Here is a 25,177-nt window from a genome sequence, read left to right as displayed (position 1 = left end):
TGGCAATAATTGCGCCATTAATGGGGGCTAATCGGCATTCAGGCCAGTTGGACATCACCTTGTAACTGGCAGCTACAAGCTAACACATAACCTTGAGCAATCTCTTCTGCTGTCAGCGTCATGGTGCTGCTGGTGGTATATTTGCCATGCAGAATACGGGTTTTACAAGAACCACAAACACCCGCGCGGCAGGCGGCCATCACTGGTACTTTGTGTTGTTCCAAGGCGAATAGCAGGGACGTACCCACCGGGACTTTAACACTGCGCAAAGGATGGCTGATGGTCATCGTCAATTCATTACCGCTATCGACAGCGTCATCACGGGTGCGGAACTGCTCTTTCTGGAAATGGTCTGCTGGAACTGATTGTTCGCGGCAATACTGCTCAACCCAATCCATATAGGGCGCGGGTCCACAAGTCATCACCCGGCGGTGGGCAATGTCAGGTGCTACCTGTTGCATTATTTGTGCATTGATTCTGCCTGCAACGAACCCATCGCTGGCCTCTGATTCAGCCATCAATGTGAGCTGTAATTGTTGTGGATAGCGCTGTAACAAGGCTTGCCAGCTAGCGGCAAAAATGACATCTGCTGGTGAGCGCACATTAAATATCACCCGGATATCTGCTTGTGCACGCCGTGCCAGTAAGTCACGACACATCGACATCACGGGAGTGACACCACAGCCAGCAGCTAGCATCAGGTAGTGGTCATCATCAGCGTGAGCACAAGTAAAATCGCCCTGAGCATCGGAAAGCCACAGGTAATCCCCCACCTTGACTTGCTGGGTCAACCAGCGTGATCCTTCCCCATCCGCTAAACAGCGCACGGTGAGCTGGATAAACGGACTTAAACCGGGTGTCGAGGAAAGCGTATATGCCCGCAGAGTTTCATCACTATTGCGAATGCTTACCAAGGCATATTGGCCCGGTAAATAAGGATAAAAATCGTGATTAATTAACCGCAGGCTCCAGACATCGGGTGTTTCTTGCCAGATGGAATGAACTTGCATGCGGTTAGGGCACAGGGCGGTAGGACAGTCGGTTGGGATAAAATCAGCGGTTGGGATAAAATCAGTCATCAAAACCTCACAACGAATCAGGTCATTTTCGGGCAAAAAAGCCATTAATAGTGCCCGACCAGTGGCAATAAACCACTCTGGCCGGGCAACGTGCCATTACTTAATGAGCCAAAATATCGACTTAATTCCCCAAAATCGCACTCATATCTTGCTCTACGGTGGTAATAGGACGCATACCAAATTTCTCGTAGAGGATGGCCATCAGGTTGTCAGTCAGGAAACCTGGCGCGGTCGGGCCGGTATAAATATTTTTGACACCCAATGACAACAGGGTCAGGAGAATGACAATAGCTTTCTGTTCAAACCATGACAGTACCAGACTGAGTGGCAGGTCATTGACGGTACAACCCAGTTTTTCTGATAATTTAACCGCCAGCATGATGGCGGAGTAAGCATCATTACACTGGCCGACATCCAGCAGGCGTGGCAAGCCTTCCAAGGTACCAAAATCCAGTTTGTTGAAGCGATATTTGCCGCAAGCCAGTGTCATGATGATGCAATCTTGTGGCACACTGCGGGCAAAATCAGTGAAATAGCTACGTTCTGTACGGCTACCGTCACATCCCCCGACCAGGAATACATGACGCAGCTTTTTAGTGGCGACCAAATCAATAACGGTATCTGCCGCATTCAGCAAGGTCTGGCGGCCAAAACCGACAGTAATCAGGTGTTCCAGCTCATTATACGGGAAGCCAGCCATCCCCAATGCCTGTTCAATGACGCGGGTGAAATCCTCCCCATCCAGGTGATTAACACCCGGCCAGCCAACAATACTGCGAGTCCAAATACGATCACCGTAATTGCCGACGTTCGGGTCAATGATACAGTTAGATGTCATTAGGATCGGACCGGGGAATTTGGCGAATTCGGTCTGCTGATTCTGCCAGCCACTGCCGTAGTTACCCACCAGATGTGGATAGCGTTTTAACTCAGGGTAGCCGTGAGCAGGCAGCATTTCACCGTGGGTATAAATATTAACGCCGGTTCCCTGAGTTTGCTCCAACAGCATTTGTAAGTCTTTGAGATCATGACCGGAGATCAAGATAGCCTTACCGGCAACCGGGCGCACATTCACCGATGTTGGCTGCGGATCGCCATAGGCTTGGGTTTCGCCGTGGTCCAAAATGGCCATCACATTGAAGTTCATTTTGCCAATACCCATTGCATTATTCAGTAGCGTGTCGACATCACGCGGTTGGGTACCCAACCAGGCCATATAAGCATGATAATCAGCATAAATCTGCTCATCGAACTGCCCCAGGACATGGGCATGTTCCATATAGGCCGCCGCCCCCTTCAGTCCATACAAACACAGCATGCGCAAGCCGTGGATATCGTCACCAACGTCAGCTTTATCGTTGTTCAGCGCAAATTGCAGCGATTGTTGTTGCAGGGTAGGGATATCGTCGGACAGTAGTTGTAGCTCAGCCAGTGGGTGATCAACCGTGATAGTACTATCAAGCAAGCGGCAACGAATGGCCAATGATTGGCGCAATAAGATGGCTTCTTTCGCGTAACCGACGATTCTGTCTGAGTCGAAATTCACATTGGTCAGGGTCGAGAAAAAAGCTCTGGGTGCAAAGCTATCAATCTGATGATCGATAATACCAAGTTCGCGGGCGGTCAATGCCCATGCGGAAAGCCCTTGCAGTACAGCAACTAATAGGTCTTGTAAATCAGAGGTTTCGGCGGTTTTCCCGCACATCCCCTGCGCGTAAGAGCAGCCGTTACCCGCAGGTGTTCGGATAGTTTGTTCACATTGCACACAGAACATAATTATTTTTCCTTTTAAAGTTGCATTTGTAATGCGTGTTTAAAAGCATAGAGGTGCATCCGAGGTTTAAAAAGGCTTTTTTAATGCAACTTTCACTTGTTTTGATTTGGCGCAACTTTTGCTGCGAATGAGAATTTATTCACTATTAGGCAGGAAGAGCGCGCAGTGAATCGGCTGATCCACTGCGCTGGGTAATAAAGTGATTAAGAAAAGAAAGCGATCAATACCGGGGCCAGTAAGCTTAGCAAGAAACCGTGGACGATAGCGGCAGGGACCATCTCCAGCCCACCACTGCGCTGCAATACCGGCAAGGTGAAGTCCATAGAAGTGGCGCCACATAAGCCAAGCGCCGTGGAGCGGCTACTGCGGACTAAGGTTGGAATCAGCATGATGGCCACTAATTCACGCGCCAAATCGTTAAAGAATGCGGCACTACCAATTACTGGGCCGAACGCATCAGTCAGCAAAATACCAGACAGTGAATACCAACCAAAGCCAGAGGCCATCGCCAGCCCGGTTTTAACCGGCAAACCGATCAGTAGTGCAGCAAGCATACCACCGAGTAAGGCACTGATTGCTACCACCAATGCCACCATGGTGCCACGGCGGTTCAACACTATCTGGCGCAGTGTCATACCACTGTTACGCAATTGAATCCCCACTAAGAACAGCAGGAAAATCAGTGCCAACTCGCTGCCTTTGGCGGCAAACTGCAACCACTCCCATTGGCTTAGACCCAACAGGAAGCCAACAATGACCACGCCGCACAGTTTTAATGACTCTAGTGCCATATGCAGCCGTGAGGGTAATGCTTCCTGCCGATGAGTATTCTTCCACGGTATTTTGCGTTCGAGCAAAAACAGTGCGAGCAAATTGGCACAAAAAATACACAGAAAAAAGATGCCGGTGTACTGGAAAATGAGCAGCAGGTTAGCGCTGAGGTTTTCCAAAAAGGCCAGGCTGATCCCCATAAAAAATAAAATAACGTAAACCATCCAGCTTAATAGACGGTTGATTAATTGAATTAATGGTTTGCGACTAAGTGGGATCAGATAACCAATAATTAACGGCAAAAGTATGATCAACAATCCTGAATACACGAGTTATACCGTCCTATACCCTTCTTCATTGACGTTACTGTGGTGTTAGCTGCACTTGCCCACCCGAATCACTTATCGATGTAAGCTCATCGGAATGAATGAACCTCCTTGAGACTCACCCTGTGAACGAGCATGAATGTTGTGCAAATCGGTTCGAGACCGATTAATCATTCGTTTGTGGACTTGTTGTAACGCCAATGACTTTGGTTATCATGAGCAGATGAATAATGAGCTGTGGCGCAATAAGCTATCTAAAATCAGAGACAGAGTAAAGCAGTACGCACGGGCCGCGGCACTTGACCCGTAAGGTTTTTTTGCGTCTGGCGTCAAGACAATCGACTATGATTGCTGAGTTAACAGTGTTATCTGTAGTATCAGTATGAATAAATTCGCACCGGAGGCGTAGCATGTATCTTGAACGTGTTGATATTGTCGGTTTTCGCGGTATTAATCGTATTTCATTGAGCCTTGACGATAATACTGTGCTGATCGGTGAGAACGCCTGGGGTAAATCCAGCTTATTAGATGCGCTCACGCTGCTGTTGTCTCCCGAACCTCAACTCTATCATTTTACCGTGCAGGATTTTTATTATCCGGCAGGGGACGAGACGGCTAAAGAGCGCCATTTACAGGTTATTTTTACCTTTTGTGAGAAAGACATTGGTCATTGGCACTCCCCACGTTACCGCCATTTAGCCCCATTATGGATAAAAAATGATGATGGTCTGCATCGTATTTATTATCGGGTCGAGGGGGAACTGGCTGATGATGGCACGGTGTGTACCTGGCGTACGTTCCTTGATTTAGAAGGCCAGCCACTGTCTTTGCACGATATTGAGAAGTTGGCACGTGGCGTTATTCGTATCCACCCGGTATTGCGATTGCGTGATGCGCGCTTTATGCGCCGGCTCCGTAGCAGCACTGAAAACAGCCATGCACCTGATAAAGTGGCGTTGAACCAGCAATTGGATCAATTAAGCCGTGAGTTGGTCCGTAACCCACAGAAACTGACTAATTCAGAATTACGCCAGGGCTTGGAGGCGATGCGCCAACTGCTGGAACACTACTTTGCCGAGTCTGGATCGCAGTCCGCCGGTTTGCGTAATCACCGTTATCGGCCACAACCGGAACGTGAAGCCTGGCTGGCCCTCGACAATATAAACCGGATGGTGGCTGAGCCGAACAGCCGCAGTATGCGGTTGATACTTTTAGGGATGTTTTCAACGTTATTACAGGCTAAAGGGCCATTGAGTCTCGATCCCCATTCCCGGCCATTGCTACTGGTAGAAGACCCTGAAACCCGCTTGCATCCGATAATGCTGTCCGTCGCCTGGGGGTTGCTCAGCCAGCTCCCTCTGCAACGGATTACCACGACAAATTCCGGTGAGTTAGTGTCATTAGTGCCGATAGAGAGCATTTGCCGATTGGTGCGCGAATCGGCAAAAGTCGCGACTTATCGTATTGGCTCTCGTGGCATGAGCCCTGAAGATAGCCGCCGTATCGCTTTCCATATTCGTTTCAATCGGCCCTCAGCCCTGTTTGCCCGTTGCTGGCTGCTGGTGGAAGGTGAAACAGAGATCTGGTTACTCAATGAGTTTGCTCGCCAGTGTGGTTATCACTTTGAAGCTGAAGGGGTAAAAGTGATTGAGTTCGCTCAGAGTGGTTTGCGCCCGCTGCTTAAGTTTGCCAACCGGATGGGCATTCAATGGCATGTTCTGACTGATGGCGATGATGCCGGTAAAAAGTATGCCGCCACGGTGCGTAATATGGCGGACAACGGGCGCGATCATGAACGGGATCGCCTGACTATATTGCCAGCACCAGATATGGAACACTTTTTATATCGCGCTGGTTTTGATGATGTCTATCATCGGATCTCAGCAATTCCTGCCAATGCCAAAATGCAGCCGCGTAGAGTGATTGAAAAGGCGATTCACCGTACCTCCAAGCCGGATCTGGCTATTGAGGTTGCCAGTCAGGCCAAAGAGAGGGGGGTAGAATCTGTCCCCCTATTACTGAAAAAAATGTTCTCTCGCGTAGTTTGGCTGGCGCGTGGTCGAGCCGATTAGCACCAGATCACTTCAACACGGATCACGCCACGTCGTGAGTAAAATGCGCGGCTAACGCACCCTCCAGTTGTGCAAGTAACTCATAGCGGCGGCGATATTCTGCCCGTTTTTTGCTAGCAATATCTTCAATCGGTTTACGCGCGATTTTGGTTGGTAAATTGAAATGGCCTTCTGTGCACGCTTCTCCGCCAACAGACAACCAAAAACTGTCATAGTCAGCATGCAATTTCTCTTTTTTCTTGGCCCGATAGCGCCAGTTTTGATAAATGTGCGTTTCATTCCCCACGGCTTTAATTTGTGTTATTCCCATTAACTCTGCCAGACAGCATGCGGCTTCCAATACCAAACGTTTAGGGAATAAACCATGACAAGCTTTAGTGCTGGTGTGAATTGCGCTGTGTGGTGTTCCATTATCGGCACCTTGTAACCCACCAATAAACAATGTTTTTTGCTGTTGATAGTAAAACAGGCTGAAAGTCAGCACCGCCAGCGTTTGCTGTTGCTCATTTGCCAGCATCAGCGTAATTTCTCCCTCCTTATTGAGTTTTGGAATAACACCCAAATAAAGAGAATACTTTTCCTCATTCTTGCCAATTAATTCAGCCAGTTTATAGGGCGAAGTATGCAAGTAGTTGCGACGTAATGCCGCAGGCATACATTGGTTTACCAAGAGGAAATGATCCTGTAGCACCCCCAGTTTTTGACGATTATTGAGCGTGTTAGTCAGATAAGGACGATGCAACTTACAAGGCAAATCGGGTTGTGCGCGCAGTATACTGTTTAGTAACGGTTGTTTTACCAGTACACCCAATAAACGAAAGGTCAGTTTTGGGCTGATAAGGGTCCGGGCGATAAATTTAAGCCGAAACTGCAACTTTTGCCATGAGCCGCCCAGAGCCTGACTACCTTTGAATAGCAATGTAATTAACCCCCAACGGTTAATATTGTTGGGGATTGATGCTGTGTTATTGATGTTATGCATGATTAAATCCGTAATATCGCTGTGTTTCTGGCGCTATTCAAACAAACGGGAACTAAACAGAGGCTCAATGCATCTTAGATTTCGCCTATAGCACGGTTGTATTGATATTTGGTTTAGTTAAATGAGAATTTCTGATGCTATTTTCAGCAGATTGAAAAATTGACGAATAAGGAAGGTAATTGATTTGATGCAGTTCAGTCGCAGTCAGCGCCGATGGCTTACCATAATTGCCGTGTTAATTATCGGGGGTTTTTTCCTCATCAGACATCTGACGGCCCCAGCCCCGGTGCAATACCAAACAGTAAAAGTTGCCAATCGTGACTTGCAACAGAATGTTCTGGCAACCGGCAAACTCGATGCGGTGCGTAAAGTTGATGTGGGTGCACAGGTCAGCGGCCAGTTGGAAAAACTGTATGTGGAGATTGGCGATCAAGTTAAGCAAGGGCAATTGCTGGCGATGATCGACCCGCAACAGGCACAGAACCAAATTAAAGAAGTAGAGGCGACATTACAGGATTTGAATGCTCAGTTGGCACAGGCGAAGGCTGAAATGCAACTGGCCGCGGTCACCCTGCGCCGTCAACAGGATCTGGCAAAATTACAGGTGGTATCGCGCCAAGACTTGGATCAGGCCAGTACCACGCTGGCAGTGAAAAAAGCGCAGGTAGAGACGATTAATGCGCAAATTAATAAGACTAAAGCCAGTTTGGATACAGCCAATATTAATCTCGATTACACCAAAATTTCTGCGCCAATGGATGGCGATGTGGTGCAAATCACCACCTTGCAGGGGCAAACAGTGATCGCCGCGCAACAAGCGCCTAATATTCTGACGTTGGCGGATATGAGCACTATGTTGGTGAATGCGCAGGTATCCGAAGCGGATGTCATTCATCTTAAACCGGGGATGAAAGCCTCATTTACCGTGCTGGGTGATCCTGGGAAACACTTTGATGGGGTGTTAAAAGACATTCAACCAACACCAGAAAAAGTAAATGATGCCATTTTCTACTCGGCACGTTTTGAGGTGCCGAATCCAGATCGCTTATTGCGCCTGCAAATGACTGCGCAGGTTTCAATTCAACTTGCCAACGTAAAACAGGCAATGGTTATTCCGTTATCGGCCTTGGGTGATGAGTTAGGGACTAACCGTTATCAGGTCGCGGTGCTGAAAGACGGTAAAGAAGAGAAACGTGAAGTGACGATTGGTATCCGTAATAACGTTGATGCCCAGGTGATTTCTGGTTTGAATATCGGTGATGAGGTCATCGTTAGCCGCGGTGGCACGGAGGAGACGTAATGACGGCATTGCTTGAGTTAAAAGGCATCCGTCGTAGCTATCAGTCCGGTGAAGAGACCGTGGATGTATTGCAGGATGTCTCACTGACAATTAATGCCGGTGAGTTAGTGGCAATTATCGGCGCCTCCGGTTCGGGTAAATCGACGCTGATGAACATTCTGGGCTGTCTGGATAAGCCTAGTGCTGGTGTTTACCGCGTCGCAGGGCAGGATGTGGCGGTATTGGATAATGATGCACTCGCGGCTCTGCGCCGTGAGCACTTTGGCTTTATTTTCCAGCGTTATCATTTGCTGCCGCATCTCAGTGCTGCCCACAATGTGGAAGTCCCGGCGGTCTATGCCGGTTTGGGTAAAAATGAACGCCGCGAGCGGGCCAATATGTTACTCACCCGCCTGGGGCTGGGCGACCGTGTCGGGTACCAACCCAACCAGCTATCTGGTGGGCAGCAGCAGCGTGTCAGTATCGCCCGCGCCCTGATGAATGGTGGGCAGGTGATTTTGGCTGATGAGCCAACCGGTGCACTGGATAGTCATTCCAGCGTTGAAGTTATGGCTATTCTGAAACAGCTACAGCAGCAGGGGCACACGGTTATTATTGTGACTCATGACCCTACTGTTGCGGCTCAAGCTGAGCGGGTTATCGAAATAAAAGATGGCCGCATTATGGCGGATTCAGGCTCGAAAACGGTGCAAGCAGTGGCCGCTTCTGAGGCAATTAGTCTGACGCCACCCGCTCCATCATGGCAGCAACTGGCGGGTCGTTTCCGCGAGGCTTTATTAATGGCCTGGCGTGCGATGTCGGCCAATAAAATGCGCACGGCCTTGACCATGCTGGGCATCATTATCGGTATTGCCTCTGTTGTCTCTATCTTGGTAGTTGGGGATGCGGCCAAACAACTTGTTCTTGCTGATATCCGGGCTATTGGCACTAATACTATTGATGTTTATCCCGGCAAAGATTTCGGCGATGACGACCCCAGTACCCGGCAGGCATTGGTTTATGACGACATGGCAGCACTGAAAGCACAGTCCTACGTCAGTGCTGTATCCCCGACCATCGCAGGCAGTATGCGGCTCCGCTATGGCAATATTGATGTTGCCGCCAGCGTATCGGGGGTCAGTGAACAGTATTTCCGTGTATATGGTATGAAACTCGAACAGGGAACGGCCATTACCCGTGAGCAGGTTGAACGCCAGTCGCAAGTTGCTGTTATTGACCGTAATACCCAGCGCCGCTTGTTCCCGCATATGAAAGACGTCGTAGGGCAGGTCATCTTGGTGGGGAATATGCCTGCCACCGTGGTTGGGGTGGTAGAAGAAAAGCAATCTATGTTTGGTAGCAGTAAAGCGCTGCGAATATGGGTACCTTACAGCACCATGGCGAGCCGTCTGATGGGGCGTGCCTACTTTGATTCGATAACTATCCGCATTAAAGAGGGGTATAGCAGCAAAGAAGCTGAGCAGCAGCTAGTGCGGTTGTTGACGATGCGCCACGGCAAGAAAGACATATTCACCTATAACATGGATAGTTTGTTGCAAACGGCGGAAAAAACTACCCGTACCATGCAATTGTTCCTGACACTGGTGGCAGTAATTTCATTAGTGGTAGGGGGAATTGGGGTGATGAATATTATGCTGGTTTCGGTGACAGAACGCACTCGAGAGATCGGTATTCGCATGGCTGTAGGGGCGAGATCCAGTGATGTTATGCAGCAATTCCTAATTGAAGCGATTCTGGTTTGCCTGGTCGGTGGAGCTCTGGGTATCACGCTATCCTTTGCCATCGGTCTGGTTGTAGAGATGTTTCTGCCTAACTGGCAGATAGCTTTCCCGCCGGTTGCATTGTTCAGCGCATTTTTGTGCTCTACAGTGATAGGTGTGGTGTTTGGTTATCTACCGGCCCGCAGTGCTGCTCGACTAAATCCGATTGATGCATTAGCTCGAGAATAAATTAGCTGGTGAATAGATCAGTCAAAGGATTGAACTTGGTTCATATGGCCGCATATTAGAAGTATGAGAAATAAAAATGCCAGTCATCGTTGGCTGGCATTTTGAAACGTAATCGATGTTAGTAGCAACACGCCGCCCGGGAAATACCGTTGGCACCAGACTGTTTCGCTGATGGGCAGGTGCAGGCGAGTGAATGCGTGGTGTCAGGCCATTGCAGCGAGCTCCTGCGGTATGGCTTCTTGCAATAGGACATCTAACCCGAGTGGAACTATCAGGCTGGCATGGTTTCCTTTTGGTCCCTGATGGACATCAAAGTTAACCATCTGACCGGCTTTTAATGTGCGGTAGCCATCCATCTGAATAGTTGAATAGTGAGCGAAGATATCTTCGCCGCCGCCCTCAGGGCAAATAAAGCCAAAACCTTTGGCATTGTTGAACCATTTAACAGTACCCGTCTCCATACTTCTACGTTCCTCGCAAGGCTATTCTAGTTTGAGATGAGGTAATAACTGGTTAAAGTGAGCGCGAATTGGTTAAAACTCCAACAGCTCACGAAAATACACTCTAGTGGAAATGGCCTTAACGTCAAGGGGAGGGCTTTTGTCTGACCAAGGCAGTTATTCAAAGTTTGATGTAGCTAACGCTATTGTGTTTATCTGGTTACAATTTAATCACTTTTAACGCAAAAAAACCGACTTCTTTCTCTGGCGGCGTTATGGCATAAGTGATGTTAAAATAATAATAGATATCTGCATGAAATGGTCTTATAACCGGAGTGAGGTATTGCTCCTGTATGGTTCTGTGAAACGATGGGCAGGCAATGGGTAACAACAACGATTGGCTGAATTTTGAACATTTAGTCAAAGATAAACAGAAAGAGGCGCTCAAACCGCCGTCTATGTATAAAGTTATACTTAACAACGACGATTACACACCGATGGAATTTGTGATTGACGTTCTGCAAAAGTTCTTTTCTTATGATATTGAACGTGCAACACAACTGATGCTCAATGTGCATTATCAAGGAAAGGCGATTTGCGGTGTTTTTACTGCTGAAGTTGCAGAGACGAAAGTCGCACATGTAAATCAATACGCCAGGGAGAACGAGCATCCATTGCTTTGTACGCTGGAAAAAGCCTGATTAAGGCAATTATTGGGAGGTGCCTATGCTCAATCAAGAACTTGAACTCAGTCTCAATATGGCTTTCGCCAGAGCGCGTGAGCACAGACACGAGTTTATGACCGTGGAGCACCTATTGCTGGCATTGCTAAGCAATCCGGCTGCGCGGGAAGCGCTGGAGGCGTGTACGGTTGATCTGGTAGCGTTACGCCAGGAGCTGGAAGCGTTTATCGAACAAACCACACCAACATTACCTGTTAGCGAAGAAGAGCGTGACACCCAGCCTACGCTCAGTTTCCAGCGCGTGTTACAACGTGCAGTTTTCCACGTCCAGTCCTCTGGGCGCAATGAAGTCTCGGGTGCCAACGTGTTGGTCGCCATCTTCAGTGAACAAGAGTCTCAGGCGGCCTACCTGCTGCGTAAGCATGATGTCAGCCGTCTGGATGTAGTGAACTTTATTTCCCACGGCGCTCGTAAGGACGAACCGGGTCAAGCACCGAATGCAGAAAACCCGGTAAATGAAGAGCAGGCAGGAGGGGAAGACCGTATGGAAAACTTCACCACCAATCTGAATCAACTGGCTCGCGTGGGGGGCATTGACCCACTTATCGGTCGCGACAAAGAGCTGGAACGGACTATTCAGGTATTGTGCCGTCGGCGTAAAAACAACCCGCTGTTGGTCGGAGAATCCGGTGTCGGTAAAACGGCTATCGCGGAAGGCCTGGCCTGGCGTATCGTGCAGGGCGATGTTCCTGAAGTGATGTCGGAATGCACTCTGTACTCACTGGATATCGGTTCACTGCTGGCCGGAACCAAATACCGTGGTGACTTTGAAAAGCGTTTCAAAGCGCTGCTGAAACAGTTAGAAAATGACAAAGACAGCATCCTGTTTATCGATGAAATTCATACCATTATCGGCGCAGGTGCTGCCTCCGGTGGGCAAGTGGATGCAGCTAACCTGATTAAACCACTGCTTTCTAGTGGCAAGATCCGGGTCATTGGCTCTACCACTTATCAGGAATTCAGCAATATCTTTGAAAAGGATCGCGCACTGGCACGGCGTTTCCAGAAAATTGATATTACTGAGCCGACACCGGAAGAGACCGTTCAGATTATTAACGGCCTGAAACCGAAATATGAAGCACATCATGATGTGCGTTATACCGCGAAAGCGATACGCGCAGCGGTGGAGTTGTCGGTTAAGTATATTAATGACCGCCATTTACCGGATAAAGCCATTGATGTGATTGACGAGGCTGGTGCTCGTAGCCGCCTGATGCCACTTAACAAACGTAAGAAAACTGTCAATGTGTCGGACATTGAATCCGTGGTGGCTCGTATCGCCCGTATTCCTGAGAAGACCGTCTCTGCCAGTGATCGCGATGTGCTGAGAAATCTGAGTGATCGGCTGAATATGTTGGTATTCGGTCAGGATAAAGCTATTGATGCGCTATCCGAGGCGATCAAAATGAGCCGCGCAGGATTAGGGCATGAGCATAAGCCGGTCGGATCGTTCCTGTTTGCTGGCCCAACAGGGGTAGGTAAGACGGAAGTTACGGTGCAATTGGCCAAAGCACTGGATATCGAACTGCTGCGTTTTGATATGTCTGAATATATGGAGCGCCATACTGTTAGCCGCCTGATTGGTGCGCCTCCGGGTTATGTAGGTTACGATCAAGGTGGTCTGTTGACCGATGCGGTTATCAAACATCCTCATGCAGTTCTGCTGCTGGATGAAATTGAAAAAGCCCATCCAGATGTGTTTAACCTGTTACTACAGGTGATGGATAACGGCACTCTGACGGATAACAATGGGCGTAAAGCTGATTTCCGTAACGTCATTCTGGTGATGACCACCAATGCTGGTGTGCGTGAAACGCAACGGACCTCAATTGGTTTTAAACAGCAAGATAACAGCACTGACGCACTGGAAGAGATCAAAAAAGTGTTTACCCCGGAATTCCGTAACCGGTTGGATAACATTATTTGGTTCAACCACTTATCACCTACCGTTATTCAGCAGGTGGTCGATAAATTTATCGTTGAGTTGCAGGCGCAGTTAGATGCTAAAGGCGTGTCACTGGAAGTCAGTGAAGAAGCCCGTAATTGGTTATCTGATAAAGGCTATGACAAAGCGATGGGTGCACGACCAATGGCGCGGGTGATTCAGGAGAATCTGAAGAAACCGCTGGCAAACGAGCTGTTGTTTGGTTCTCTGGTTGATGGTGGCTCGGTCACTGTTGGGCTGGATAAAGAAAAACAACAACTGGCTTATGAGTTTCAGAGTGCGCAGAAACGCAAAACTGAAGGTGCCGTTCATTAAATGTAAGATGTCCGAAATAAGTGGCGTTGCAGTCGATGGCAAATGAAAGATTCCCGATGAGCGAGTATTGAGTGATTCGGGGGATATCGGTGTTACACGGCTACTGCGTCAAGTATACCGGGCAATAAAAAAGGGCGATAAGCTATAAACTTATCGCCCTTTTTGTTTTCCACGATTAGTGACTTTTGCATTTTGCTGTTGATTTCACGATGAATAAACCTACTCAATCGATAAAAAAAAGAAAACGCAAAACGCCCTTGCCATAAATGGGAAGGGCGCCGGAGGGGGACTACATCCTCAGAGCTCGCCAGTCTTAAACTGGCGACAGATTAGCCGATTAACGGCTACGGAAGACAATGCGGCCTTTGCTCAGGTCGTACGGGGTCAGCTCTACAGTGACTTTGTCACCCGTCAGGATGCGGATATAGTTTTTACGCATTTTACCGGAGATATGAGCGGTTACCACGTGCCCGTTTTCCAATTCAACGCGGAACATGGTGTTCGGCAGCGTATCAAGAACGGTGCCCTGCATTTCAATATTGTCTTCTTTGGCCATCGAATCCTCTAGGTGTTACTACCTTAGTTTTTAACCGGCAAGATAATGCCGAAAAACCCACATTATGTAAAGAAGTGTTGGCGGTCATCGCACCATTTCAGCAAAATTAGTCTGCCGGTAAGAGGGGATAAAGCCTAATGTGGGGTACTTTCTCAACGGTTGATCTTTACTGCATCGCGGATGAAAAATTCAACGATTGCGGTAACCAGCATTCAGCCGGTAGTGGACTAAACTGGAGTTGACTCAACTGCTGCATAAAAAAGTTTCGTGGGATCTCAATCGCACCCAGCGACGCAGTGTGAGCGTTGAGGACCTGACAGTCAATCAGTTCTCCACCTTGACGGGTAAAATGATGACAAAAAACCATTAATGCGCTTTTTGAAGCATTGTCAGCTCGGCTAAACATCGATTCTCCGCAAAACAGTTTACCCACTGCAATGCCATATAATCCGCCAACCAGTTCATTTTCCAACCAAACTTCAACTGAGTGCGCGTGCCCTAATGCATGTAATTGGCAATAAGCTTGCTGTACATCCTCGCCAATCCACGTCCCCTCATCACGTTGCGCAGCACAAGCGCTGACCACATCGGCAAAAGCATGGTTAAGTGTGAGGCGATAAGGACAACGGCGCAGAAAGCGGCGCATGCTGCGGCTAATATGCAAATCTTCCGGGAATAACACCGCGCGCGGGTCCGGCGACCACCATAGGATCATCTCTCCGGGGCTAAACCAAGGAAAAATTCCCTTCTGGTAAGCTGCCAGCAGGCGAGGAGCGGCTAAATCGCCCCCAAGAGCCAGCAAACCATTAGGTTCGCGCAGAGCCAGCTCAGGTGAGGGGAATGCAAATGACTGAGAAGATAGCTGTGTAATGCGCATAAATCCCCCTGATGATATCTTCAGGCTCATAGCCTTCGTACTTGAAGCCACAGCGTTGTTAGCTGCTACGCTAAGTTCGCTGGGTATAATAAATAACAATGAATACCACTTTTTCTTCAGTGGTTTTTATTCATATTAGCGCGAATTATGCTAATTACCTGCTCGCATCAGGTGACTCATTCACAATTCACGCAGCCCAGTGTTCAATGGCGTTGATGGAATTGGTAATAGCGCCCTTTGTGTTGCAATAAACTGTGGTGATTGCCTTGCTCGACTATTTTGCCACCATCCATCACGCAGATTCGATCCATATATTCCAGACCGTATAAACGATGAGTGACCATGATCAGGCTCTTGTGCTGACAGTGTTGGCGCAGCAGAGCCAGAATTTGTTGTTCTGTTTCAGCATCTAACCCTTCGGTAGGTTCATCAAGTAGCAAAAGAGGCGCAGGATGTAGCAAGGCACGGGCAATTCCTAAACGACGCTGTTCACCGCCAGAGAGTGGCCGGCCGCCATCCCCCATCCAGGCATTCAGTCCCTCACTGTTATCAAGTAAGTTGGCTAACCCGACGTGTTCCAAAACTGTTTTCAACTGTGCATCAGACGCCGTAGGGCAAGCCAGCAACAGATTTTCACGTAATGTACTGCTGAAGACATGTACCCGCTGGCTGACCACTGTCATCATCTGGCGCAAGGTATTTTCGTCATAATTGGCCAATGGTTCCCCATTAAGCGTGATACTGCCTTGGCTGGCATCCCAGGCCCGGGTTAATAATTGTAACAGTGTGGATTTTCCACAGCCTGTGCGCCCAAGTAGCGCAATATGCTCCCCTGCGGCCAGTGACAGCGATATATTCTGCAAAACGGGTAAGGGCTGCTGTGGGTAGGTAAAACTCAACCCTGTCACTTCTAGCGCCACCTGTGCGGCCAGCTCTGGACCATTGGTCGGGAATGTCACTTCAGGCTGTTGTTCCATCAATTGCGCAACGCGGGTCGCAGAAGCGATAACTTGTCCCAAGTGTTGGAATGCACCAGCCACCGGCAGCAAGGCTTCAAATGCGGCTAAAGAGGTAAAAACAAAGAGCGCCAGTAATGCGCCTGGTTGATTATTCGCGCCAATACCTCCAGCGGCGAGCCATAAAATTAGCGTGACCGTTAGGCCAGTAGCCAGAATCATTAGCGCCTGCGCTAAACCAGCCAAGGATGCTTGCTGTTGTTGGCGTCTCATCCAGCGTTGTTCAATATCCTGCAACGAGGCACGGAATTGCTGTAACGCACCGAATACCAATAACTCTGCCTGCCCCTGTAACCAAGAGGTCAGTTGCGAACGATAAAGACCACGCAGGTCCGTCAGGTCACGACCAATGGGCTTACCGGCACGATAGAAGATCAATGGGACGAGTAGTAATAACCCCAGCAGAATTGCACCGAGTGTCAGGGCCAGATTGACATCCAGATAGCTCAAACCAAACGTCACGGCAGCAATAATTGCGATGGCGGCCACCAGCGGTGAGATGACGCGCAGATAGAGATGATCGAGGGTATCAACATCGGCGACCAACCGGTTCAGCAGTTCACTTTGGCGAAAACGGGCAATACCGGCAGGGGAGAGTGGTAGGATCTTCTGGAAAGCGAAGACCCGCAGATGTGCCAGTACACGGAATGTCGCGTCATGGCTGACAACTCGCTCTGCGTAGCGGCCCGCCGTACGGGTAATTGCGGCCCCTCGGACACCGGCAGCCGGTAGCAAGTAGTTAAACGTATATAATCCAGCAGGGCCAGCGATGGCGGTACCCGCAAGGAACCAACCTGATAATGTCAGCAAGCCGATACTGGCCAGCAGCGTGACAATTGCCAGCACGATACCCAGACAAATCAGGAACCAATGGCGGCGATACAACGCCAAAAAAGGAAGAAGTACGCGCATAATTAAAGCTCCTCACTGCGATGGGACAGCAGATTGGCAAATGAACCGTCAGACTGGCTGAGGGTGGAGTAATCACCTTGCTGAATCAGAAGGCCACTATCCATTACCCAGATTTGATCATAACCCAGCGTATCTTCTAACTGATGGGTAACCAGTAGCGTCGTCTGCCTGCGAGAGGCTTCCTCTAGTGCTTTCATCACCAATTGTTCACTGTGAGCATCAAGGCTGGCGGTGGGTTCATCCAGCAGCAATAAGCGGCACGGATTCAGTAAGGCGCGGGCAACGGCAACACGTTGCGCCTGCCCAACGGAGAGACGTGCAGAATGGTCGCCGACTTCAGTATTCAGCCCTTGTGGCAAATCAGCCAGGAATTCATTGATATAAGCACGCTCTACCGCCTGTTGCAATTGGCTGTGTGACGCATCTGGCTGGCCCAGCAAAATGTTGGCCGCCAGCGTCTGTTCCGGCAAATGTGGGTTTTGGCCAACCCAGCTTAATTGCCTACGCCACGCTGGTGCTTCCAGTTCGCGTAATTCAACCCCGTTCACTTTCAGTGAGCCGCGATAGGGTAAAAAGCCCAGCAGCAGGTTGAGTAATGAACTTTTACCTGCGCCACTCAGACCAACAATGGCAACGCGTTTGCCTGCGGGTAATAAGAACGTCAACGGTCCGGCCAACCGGGTGCCATTAGGGGCCAGAATTTCCAGTTGGTCGGCTTCCAGGGTGATAGCTTGGTTACCCGGCAGCACTTGGTCACCTTGGCCAATCGCTTCGCCTTCACTACTCAAAAATGTGACCAGCGATTCTGCTGCGCCAACTGCCTGAGCTTTTGCGTGGTAAAACGTGCCTAAATCTCTCAGCGGTTGGAAGAATTCAGGGGCCAGGATCAATACCAGAAAACCCGCAAACAGGGTGACGCCAAAACCATAACTACCAAAATTCAGTTCACCCAAATAGGAAAAACCAAAGTAGACGGCAACCACGGCAATAGAGATGGCGGCGAAAAACTCTAATACGGCTGAAGATAAGAATGCCATACGCAGCACTTCCATGGTGCGGCGGCGGAAATCTTCTGAGGCATCACGAATTTGGTCGGTTTCTGCTTTAGCACGGTTAAATAACCGTAACGTGTCTAATCCGCGTAAGCGATCAAGGAAGTTGCCACTCAACCGTGCCAGTGCGACAAAGTTACGCCGATTGGCGTCGGCGGCACCCATCCCGACCAGTGCCATAAACAGCGGGATCAATGGCGCGGTGACAAACAAGATCAAACCTGCCGCCCAGTTGATAGGGAAGACGGCAATCAGGATAAGCAATGGAATGAATACGGCCAGATACATCTGTGGCAGATAGCGGGAGTAGTAGTCCTGCATATCTTCAATTTGTTCCAGAATGATGGTTGCCCAACTGCCCGCGGGCTTACCTTTCACCCACGCAGGGCCGAGCTGTTCTAATCGGTCTAAAACGACATTACGGATCTGCTGGCGAACTTTCATTCCGCAGATAAATCCCACCCGTTCGCGCAACCAACTGATCACGGCGCGCAATGCAAAGGTTCCGGCCAGTAGCCAAAAATCAGCAGTCAATGCCGATCGGGGGAGTTGGTCGATAATCAGAGATTGCAGCAGGGTGGCCAGTAACCATGCCTGAGCGATGATCAATAACCCGCTGAGGAGGCCAAGTAACATGGACAGGCGGAGCCAACGTTGCGCGGGGGCGCTTTGTTTTTTCAGCCAACGAATCAACTCATACTGTCTTGTTTTATTCATCAGGCAATTTATCTGCGCAGGGAGCTAGAAAATATCAAAAAGTGTTTGTCACCGTTGACGGTGGCAAACTCGCGAAAGGCAATATTACCTTGTCATGACGAGAGGTGAAACCATTAGGTTGTGATAGTCGCCGCATTCCACAACAGGAGTAATTTACTGTTTTTAATTGGGATGCGGGCGAGTGAAAATAAAAAACGGGTGGTTCACTTATCGTAAACCACCCGCCACATAGCGCTTGGATCCCCATGCGGAATCGTTACTTATCGTTTACTAGCCCATCCAGATAGCGTTCTGCATCCAGTGCCGCCATACAGCCGGTACCGGCGGAGGTAATTGCCTGGCGGTAAATATGGTCCATAACATCGCCTGCAGCGAACACACCCGGAATGGAGGTTTGTGTGGCATTGCCTTGCAGACCTGACTGAACTTTGATGTAGCCGTTTTCCAGTGCCAGTTGACCATCAAAGATGGCGGTATTTGGGCTGTGACCAATCGCAATGAAGACGCCAGCAACAGCAATCTCTTCTGTCTCACTGTTTTTGGTGGATTTAAGGCGGACACCGGTGACACCCATGTCATCACCCAAAACTTCGTCCAAGGTGCGATCAGTGTGCAATACGATGTTGCCGTTTTTTACTTTTTCCATCAGGCGATCAATCAGGATTTTCTCTGAGCGGAAGCTATCACGACGATGAATTAAATGCACTTCAGCTGCGATATTCGCCAGATACAACGCCTCTTCAACCGCAGTATTACCGCCACCGACTACCGCCACTTTCTGATTCCGATAGAAGAAACCATCACAAGTCGCGCAGGCAGAGACCCCTTTGCCTTTGAAGGCTTCTTCTGACGCCATTCCCAGATAGCGGGCAGAAGCCCCTGTAGCAATAATCAGCGCGTCACAGGTGTACTCAGCACCATCACCAAACAGGCGGAATGGGCGGTTTTGCAAATCCACGCTATTGATATGATCGAATAGAATCTCTGTTTGGAATTTTTCTGCATGCTCATGCATCCGCTCCATCAGAGCAGGGCCAGTCAATCCTTCAGGATCACCAGGCCAGTTCTCCACGTCGGTGGTGGTGGTTAACTGACCGCCTTTCTCCATTCCGGTAATCAATACAGGTTTCAGGTTGGCGCGTGCAGCATAAACCGCCGCAGTGTAACCCGCAGGGCCAGAACCCAGAATAATCAATTTGCTATGTTTAGCCGTGCTCATGAATACCTCTTTCCCACAATGGCGGACAATGTTAGCGATTGTAGGGAAAATTGGGCATTAAAAAAAGCAGACAAAAATGTTGTTAGCGATTTGTTTGATAGGTGATGCCTATTTAATGAACTAAATGTATTAAGAATCGGCAGTTAGCGGTGAAGCGACGTCAGGCTACGTCCAAATTGGACCCAAATTAATTTTTACGTTACGCGCCAACTCGCGCTGAAAAGCTTTGACCCTATAAAACATGTGGCTTGCAAGCCGATTGAGCAAAAAATAGCCATGACACTAAACCACCTTTTTGCACCATTTTATAGCAAATTTAGGGCGAAAAAATAGCTAAGGGAAACACTCTGGGATTTTAATTCTGGCACGTTCTACTGATTTAACTTCTTTTACTTTGACAATCGGCTGTGCATTTGCGAAAACATCAGTGGAAGAAGAAATTATCTGCGCGCCATAAATTTCAGATTTGGTATCAGTGATGCCAAGCGAAAACCCTGGAACGTTTTCGATTAATGCTGGATGGCGTGTGAAGTAAGTTCTCGAACAACTGTAGGGGGGAGTTTCTACGGCGGTTCGTGATGTGCTATCTCTTCCTCAACGCTAATAATCATCGAGTACCTCGCATACAGTTGGACAGACAGGGTGTGAGATAACAACGTGTTGATATATTTGCATAAAACAGGCTGCGGGTCGTTGTCTGTAGCAGGCTCGAAGTATAAGCACGATGAGAGCATGTCACAGACTCAAGGAAATTAAGAGAGACTATAAGATGATAGATAATAAAAAACGCCCGGGGAAAGAGCTTGATCGTATAGATCGTAACATCCTGAATGAATTACAAAAGGATGGGCGTATCTCTAACGTTGAGCTTTCAAAACGAGTAGGATTATCACCAACACCATGTTTGGAACGGGTTCGCCGCTTAGAGCGTCAGGGCTTCATCCATGGTTATACAGCACTGCTTAATCCACAGTATTTGGATGCGTCGCTGCTGGTTATCGTTGAGATTACTCTGAATCGTGGCGCTCCGGATGTGTTTGAGCAATTTAATGCCGCTGTTAAAAATCTTGAGGAAATTCAAGAGTGTCACCTGGTTTCCGGCGATTTCGACTATTTGTTGAAAACCCGCGTACCTGATATGTCTGCTTACCGTACATTACTCGGTGAGACCTTGCTTCGCCTGCCGGGCGTCAATGACACCCGTACCTATGTGGTCATGGAAGAAGTGAAGCAGAGTAACCGCCTAGTCATTAAAACGCGGTAAACAGGCAGGTGCAAAACCTGAGTAATTTGGTTACACTCCTGTTTATTCATACAGTTTCAACGCCGGGAGGGTTCTCGGCGTTGTCACTCATACCAGTTAACAGGAACCTGGAGAGCCTTTCTTGAGCCAGGAATATACAGAAGATAAAGAAGTTACCCTGAAAAAACTCAGCAGCGGGCGTCGTTTACTTGAGGCGGTTTTGATTGTGGTGACAATTTTGGCAGCCTACCTGATGGCGGCGCTGCTCAGTTTTAATCCTTCGGACCCAAGCTGGTCCCAGACTGCATGGCACGAGCCTATCCACAATCTTGGTGGGGGTATTGGTGCCTGGATGGCCGATACACTGTTCTTCACCTTTGGTGTTTTGGCTTACGCAATCCCTGTGATTATGGTGATGTTGTGCTGGGCGGCTTTCCGTCAGCGCGATGCCAATGAACACGTCGATTACTTTGCTCTTTCTTTACGCCTGATTGGTACATTAGCCCTGATTTTAACGTCATGTGGCCTGGCTGCATTGAATGTTGACGATCTTTATTACTTTGCCTCTGGTGGGGTAATTGGCAGCTTGTTCAGTAATGCCATGTTGCCGTGGTTCAATGGTGTCGGGGCAACACTGACATTGCTCTGTATCTGGGCTGTTGGCCTGACGCTGTTTACCGGCTGGTCATGGTTGGTCATTGCTGAGAAAATTGGCGGGGTGGTCTTAGGCTCACTGACATTTATGACTAATCGCTCACGTCGTGAAGAACGCTATGACGATGAAGATGACGATTATCAGGTTGAAGATTCCGACGTTGCTGAACAAGAGCAGGGGGCGGCTTCAAATAAAGCGCTAGCAGTAGGCGCGGCTAGCGCCGCACTTGCGGCATCTGCGGCTCATGCTGACGACGACGTGCTATTCTCCGCGCCATCAGCAACCGACGCCATCGCCAATGCGCCTGAGCCGGCCTTATCCCCAGTGCCTGGGTCCAATGGCGACTATGATCCTCTATTAAGCAGCCTGCGGGCAACAGATGATGACTATCAACCTGCTCCTCGGGCGATAGCCGAGTCTGTTAGCAGCCATAGCACGGCACCGATAACGGCTAACTCGACAGCGACACCGCCGTTATATTCGTTTGAAATTCCGCAAGAGACGCCATCACCGGTTCAGACTCGTGTTGCCACGCCTGTTGAGCGGCCAGAGCCACAAATGGGGGCATGGGATGTACCACCTGCACCTGTCAGCCATTCGCCGTTCGATTTCTCAACAGCACAGCGCCATAGTGATCAGGTCGATAGCGTTCCTAATACGAACACTGGTTTTGGCCGTGCCCTTGATGGTTTGGCCGCAGTAAGTTCGGCCAGTGATCCACTGATTAGTGACCCGTTTATCAATAGCAGTTTGTCAAATAACCCATTGTCTCATCACGGTTTGTCGGGAACAGCCATCGCCGCTGCGAGTGCAGCAGCGACGTTTATGCCAGCATTTACTGCTACTAGTGACACCGGTTCTCAGGTAAAACAGGGCATCGGTCCTGAGTTACCACGGCCTAACCCAGTGCGTATTCCAACGCGGCGTGAGTTGGCCTCTTACGGTATCAAGTTGCCTTCACAACGTATGGCGGAGCAGGAACAACGCGAACAAGAAGCGCAAAATCCTCAGGTTAATGCAGCGTCGTTCGACAGCGAGCCGCTATCAGAAGATGATGATGCGTTGCAGCAGGCTATATTGCGTAAAGCGTTTGCCGACCAGCAGTCCGAGCGTTACGAGCAATCATCAGACGCAGGGGGTAATACGTTCACCGCCCCTGAGCCAGAAGATGAGCAAGCTTTAGAAGAAGCCGCATTACGGCAGGCATTCGCAGTACAACAACAGCATCGTTATGGGGCGGTTCAGCACCAAGACGCTATTCATCACCAAGACGCTACTCATCACAAAAACAGTGCCGCAGAAGGAATGCAGCCTGTTGATATCCGCCGCGCCTATACATTCTCGCCGGTCGCAGATCTTGTTGATGATAGCCCTCGTGAGCCCTTGTTTACGCTTTCTCCCTATGTTGATGAAGGGGAATCCACCGCTTCTCCAGACGCTATTTCGCCTGAGCAACCAGCGCAATATCAGCAGCCATCAGTGCATCAAACGCATTCAGGGCAAGCCACATCGGTGCCAGCACCCTATACGCAGTCTGCGGCAACGCCTACTTATGCACCGACAACAGCACATGCTCCGGTAATAGCCCCGTCTGCTGTTGAGCCAACAATACCGGTACCACCTGTCGCCCCGGTGCAACCAACGCCAGCAATGGACAGCTTGATTCACCCGTTCCTGATGCGTAATGATCAGCCGTTGATTAAACCGACCACACCACTGCCTACGCTTGATTTACTTTCTTCTCCACCAGCGGAGGAAGAACCCGTTGATATGTTTGCTTTAGAGCAAACGGCTCGTCTGGTTGAAGCACGTTTAGGTGATTATCGGGTAAAAGCGGAAGTTGTGGGTATTTCTCCAGGGCCAGTCATTACTCGCTTTGAGTTGGATTTGGCTCCAGGTGTTAAAGCGTCGCGCATTTCCAATCTTTCCCGCGATTTGGCCCGTTCTCTATCAGCTATCGCTGTGCGTGTAGTGGAAGTTATTCCGGGCAAACCTTATGTCGGACTTGAATTGCCGAATAAGCATCGTCAAACGGTCTACCTGAGGGAAGTGCTCGACTGTGCCAAATTCCGTGATAACCCTTCTCCGCTTGCTATTGTGCTTGGTAAAGATATTGCCGGGCAGCCGGTGGTGGCAGACTTAGCCAAAATGCCACACTTGCTGGTGGCTGGTACTACCGGTTCTGGTAAGTCGGTTGGGGTGAACGCGATGATCCTCAGTATCTTGTATAAAGCTACACCGGATGAGGTGCGCTTTATCATGATTGACCCGAAAATGCTGGAGTTATCGGTGTATGAAGGCATTCCTCATCTGCTAACCGAAGTGGTTACCGATATGAAGGATGCCGCGAATGCATTGCGCTGGTGTGTCGGCGAGATGGAACGGCGCTATAAATTGATGTCGGCACTGGGCGTGCGTAATCTCGCAGGCTATAACGAGCGCGTAGCTCAGGCTGAAGCTATGGGGCGGCCAATCCCTGACCCATTCTGGAAGCCATCCGATAGCATGGACATCTCACCGCCGATGCTGGTGAAACTGCCTTATATCGTGGTGATGGTGGATGAGTTTGCCGATTTAATGATGACAGTGGGCAAAAAAGTTGAAGAACTGATAGCACGTCTGGCACAAAAAGCCCGTGCTGCCGGTATCCATCTGGTGCTGGCTACCCAGCGCCCATCGGTAGATGTCATCACCGGTTTGATAAAAGCTAACATTCCAACCCGTATCGCATTTACGGTTTCCAGTAAAATCGACTCACGGACTATCCTCGATCAGGGCGGCGCGGAATCACTGCTGGGGATGGGGGACATGCTGTATATGGCTCCAAACTCTTCGATTCCGGTACGTGTGCACGGTGCCTTTGTCCGTGACCAGGAAGTGCATGCCGTGGTTAATGATTGGAAAGCTCGAGGTCGCCCTCAATACATTGAGAGCATTCTTAGTGGTAGTGAAGAAGGGGAAGGCGGTAGTCTTGGATTGGACAGTGATGAAGAGCTGGACCCACTATTTGATCAGGCCGTGAACTTTGTGTTAGAGAAGCGCCGGGCGTCAATTTCAGGCGTGCAGCGCCAATTCCGTATTGGGTATAACCGTGCTGCACGTATTATCGAACAGATGGAAGCCCAGCAGATTGTGAGTACGCCGGGCCATAATGGTAATCGTGAAGTGTTGGCCCCGCCGCCACATGAGTAGTCATATTTTGCTCTGAGGAAGTTAACATATACCCAATAGATT

The 25,177-nt window shown here is 49.4% G+C and carries 17 protein-coding genes; 7 read left to right on the top strand and 10 right to left on the bottom strand.

Annotated features, from left to right (window positions below; all coding sequences use genetic code 11):
• Window positions 1-38: 38 nt before the first annotated feature.
• From hcr to Q2T71_RS13030, 3 genes are all read right to left on the bottom strand, one after another.
• Window positions 39-1,010: an NADH oxidoreductase gene (hcr, locus tag Q2T71_RS13040; protein WP_372559922.1), complete on the bottom strand. Its 972-nt coding sequence runs from the start codon at window positions 1,008-1,010 to the stop codon at window positions 39-41.
• Between the two features lie 190 nt (window positions 1,011-1,200).
• The gene (gene hcp / locus Q2T71_RS13035) at window positions 1,201-2,853 is read right to left on the bottom strand and encodes a hydroxylamine reductase (protein ID WP_372559351.1); all 1,653 of its coding nucleotides are present in this window, start codon (window positions 2,851-2,853) and stop codon (window positions 1,201-1,203) included.
• Window positions 2,854-3,056: 203 nt separating this feature from the next.
• Window positions 3,057-3,953 carry a lysine exporter LysO family protein gene (locus Q2T71_RS13030; protein ID WP_372559350.1) on the bottom strand — a complete coding sequence of 299 codons (897 nt, stop codon included), beginning with the start codon at window positions 3,951-3,953 and terminating at the stop codon, window positions 3,057-3,059.
• A 407-nt stretch (window positions 3,954-4,360) separates the two neighbouring features.
• Here Q2T71_RS13030 and Q2T71_RS13025 point away from each other — a divergent pair, with 407 nt between their 5' ends.
• Window positions 4,361-6,022: an ATP-dependent endonuclease gene (locus Q2T71_RS13025; RefSeq protein WP_372559349.1), complete on the top strand. Its 1,662-nt coding sequence runs from the start codon at window positions 4,361-4,363 to the stop codon at window positions 6,020-6,022.
• 22 nt (window positions 6,023-6,044) lie between these two features.
• Here Q2T71_RS13025 and Q2T71_RS13020 read toward each other — a convergent pair whose 3' ends face one another.
• On the bottom strand, window positions 6,045-7,004 hold the full coding sequence (locus Q2T71_RS13020; RefSeq protein WP_372559348.1) for a VirK/YbjX family protein: 960 nt from the start codon (window positions 7,002-7,004) through the stop codon (window positions 6,045-6,047).
• Between the two features lie 187 nt (window positions 7,005-7,191).
• On the opposite strand from Q2T71_RS13020, the gene macA reads away from it, so the two are divergent.
• Together macA and macB are read left to right on the top strand one after the other, a co-directional pair.
• Window positions 7,192-8,304, top strand: a complete 1,113-nt coding sequence (macA, locus tag Q2T71_RS13015; protein ID WP_193784808.1) for a macrolide transporter subunit MacA — start codon at window positions 7,192-7,194, stop codon at window positions 8,302-8,304.
• Window positions 8,304-10,253, top strand: coding sequence for a macrolide ABC transporter ATP-binding protein/permease MacB (macB, locus tag Q2T71_RS13010; protein WP_083158422.1), 1,950 nt, complete (start codon window positions 8,304-8,306; stop codon window positions 10,251-10,253). The genes macA and macB overlap by 1 nt, the downstream gene beginning before the upstream one ends.
• Before the next feature lie 203 nt (window positions 10,254-10,456).
• Here the strand turns inward: macB and cspD are convergent, their stop codons facing one another.
• Window positions 10,457-10,714, bottom strand: coding sequence for a cold shock-like protein CspD (cspD, locus tag Q2T71_RS13005; protein ID WP_372559347.1), 258 nt, complete (start codon window positions 10,712-10,714; stop codon window positions 10,457-10,459).
• Between the two features lie 359 nt (window positions 10,715-11,073).
• On the opposite strand from cspD, the gene clpS reads away from it, so the two are divergent.
• Together clpS and clpA are read left to right on the top strand one after the other, a co-directional pair.
• The gene (clpS, locus tag Q2T71_RS13000) at window positions 11,074-11,394 is read left to right on the top strand and encodes an ATP-dependent Clp protease adapter ClpS (protein WP_005184739.1); all 321 of its coding nucleotides are present in this window, start codon (window positions 11,074-11,076) and stop codon (window positions 11,392-11,394) included.
• 25 nt (window positions 11,395-11,419) lie between these two features.
• Entirely contained in the window at window positions 11,420-13,696 is a 2,277-nt protein-coding gene (clpA, locus tag Q2T71_RS12995; RefSeq protein ID WP_050084965.1) for an ATP-dependent Clp protease ATP-binding subunit ClpA, read from the top strand.
• A gap of 337 nt (window positions 13,697-14,033) precedes the next feature.
• Here clpA and infA read toward each other — a convergent pair whose 3' ends face one another.
• From infA to trxB, 5 genes are all read right to left on the bottom strand, one after another.
• Window positions 14,034-14,252 carry a translation initiation factor IF-1 gene (infA, locus tag Q2T71_RS12990; protein WP_002211347.1) on the bottom strand — a complete coding sequence of 73 codons (219 nt, stop codon included), beginning with the start codon at window positions 14,250-14,252 and terminating at the stop codon, window positions 14,034-14,036.
• A 166-nt stretch (window positions 14,253-14,418) separates the two neighbouring features.
• Window positions 14,419-15,129, bottom strand: coding sequence for a leucyl/phenylalanyl-tRNA--protein transferase (gene aat, locus Q2T71_RS12985; protein WP_083158424.1), 711 nt, complete (start codon window positions 15,127-15,129; stop codon window positions 14,419-14,421).
• A gap of 203 nt (window positions 15,130-15,332) precedes the next feature.
• Entirely contained in the window at window positions 15,333-17,057 is a 1,725-nt protein-coding gene (gene cydC / locus Q2T71_RS12980) for a cysteine/glutathione ABC transporter ATP-binding protein/permease CydC (protein ID WP_372559346.1), read from the bottom strand.
• A gap of 2 nt (window positions 17,058-17,059) precedes the next feature.
• Complete coding sequence (cydD, locus tag Q2T71_RS12975) at window positions 17,060-18,826, bottom strand: cysteine/glutathione ABC transporter permease/ATP-binding protein CydD (protein ID WP_372559345.1); 1,767 nt, start codon at window positions 18,824-18,826, stop codon at window positions 17,060-17,062.
• A gap of 256 nt (window positions 18,827-19,082) precedes the next feature.
• Entirely contained in the window at window positions 19,083-20,045 is a 963-nt protein-coding gene (gene trxB / locus Q2T71_RS12970) for a thioredoxin-disulfide reductase (protein ID WP_372559344.1), read from the bottom strand.
• 769 nt (window positions 20,046-20,814) lie between these two features.
• Between trxB and lrp the strand changes: the two genes are divergently transcribed.
• Window positions 20,815-21,309 carry a leucine-responsive transcriptional regulator Lrp gene (gene lrp, locus Q2T71_RS12965; RefSeq protein WP_002211340.1) on the top strand — a complete coding sequence of 165 codons (495 nt, stop codon included), beginning with the start codon at window positions 20,815-20,817 and terminating at the stop codon, window positions 21,307-21,309.
• A gap of 121 nt (window positions 21,310-21,430) precedes the next feature.
• Window positions 21,431-25,135: a DNA translocase FtsK 4TM domain-containing protein gene (locus Q2T71_RS12960; protein ID WP_372559343.1), complete on the top strand. Its 3,705-nt coding sequence runs from the start codon at window positions 21,431-21,433 to the stop codon at window positions 25,133-25,135.
• Window positions 25,136-25,177: the final 42 nt, after the last annotated feature.

This window comes from Yersinia sp. 1652 StPb PI, from assembly GCF_041538345.1.
GTDB lineage: Bacteria > Pseudomonadota > Gammaproteobacteria > Enterobacterales > Enterobacteriaceae > Yersinia > Yersinia enterocolitica_E.
The sequence above is the reverse complement of the archived record's forward strand: the minus strand, read 5'-3'. Positions and strand labels throughout refer to the sequence as shown.

Coding starts and splice junctions, on each gene's coding strand:
- hcr (WP_372559922.1), bottom strand. CDS start 1,010: ATGCAAGTTCATTCCATCTGGCAAGAAACACCCGATGTCTGGAGCCTG.
- cspD (WP_372559347.1), bottom strand. CDS start 10,714: ATGGAGACGGGTACTGTTAAATGGTTCAACAATGCCAAAGGTTTTGGC.
- trxB (WP_372559344.1), bottom strand. CDS start 20,045: ATGAGCACGGCTAAACATAGCAAATTGATTATTCTGGGTTCTGGCCCT.
- macB (WP_083158422.1), top strand. CDS start 8,304: ATGACGGCATTGCTTGAGTTAAAAGGCATCCGTCGTAGCTATCAGTCC.
- lrp (WP_002211340.1), top strand. CDS start 20,815: ATGATAGATAATAAAAAACGCCCGGGGAAAGAGCTTGATCGTATAGAT.
- infA (WP_002211347.1), bottom strand. CDS start 14,252: ATGGCCAAAGAAGACAATATTGAAATGCAGGGCACCGTTCTTGATACG.
- Q2T71_RS13025 (WP_372559349.1), top strand. CDS start 4,361: ATGTATCTTGAACGTGTTGATATTGTCGGTTTTCGCGGTATTAATCGT.
- clpA (WP_050084965.1), top strand. CDS start 11,420: ATGCTCAATCAAGAACTTGAACTCAGTCTCAATATGGCTTTCGCCAGA.
- cydC (WP_372559346.1), bottom strand. CDS start 17,057: ATGCGCGTACTTCTTCCTTTTTTGGCGTTGTATCGCCGCCATTGGTTC.
- cydD (WP_372559345.1), bottom strand. CDS start 18,826: ATGAATAAAACAAGACAGTATGAGTTGATTCGTTGGCTGAAAAAACAA.
- aat (WP_083158424.1), bottom strand. CDS start 15,129: ATGCGCATTACACAGCTATCTTCTCAGTCATTTGCATTCCCCTCACCT.
- macA (WP_193784808.1), top strand. CDS start 7,192: ATGCAGTTCAGTCGCAGTCAGCGCCGATGGCTTACCATAATTGCCGTG.
- clpS (WP_005184739.1), top strand. CDS start 11,074: ATGGGTAACAACAACGATTGGCTGAATTTTGAACATTTAGTCAAAGAT.
- hcp (WP_372559351.1), bottom strand. CDS start 2,853: ATGTTCTGTGTGCAATGTGAACAAACTATCCGAACACCTGCGGGTAAC.
- Q2T71_RS13020 (WP_372559348.1), bottom strand. CDS start 7,004: ATGCATAACATCAATAACACAGCATCAATCCCCAACAATATTAACCGT.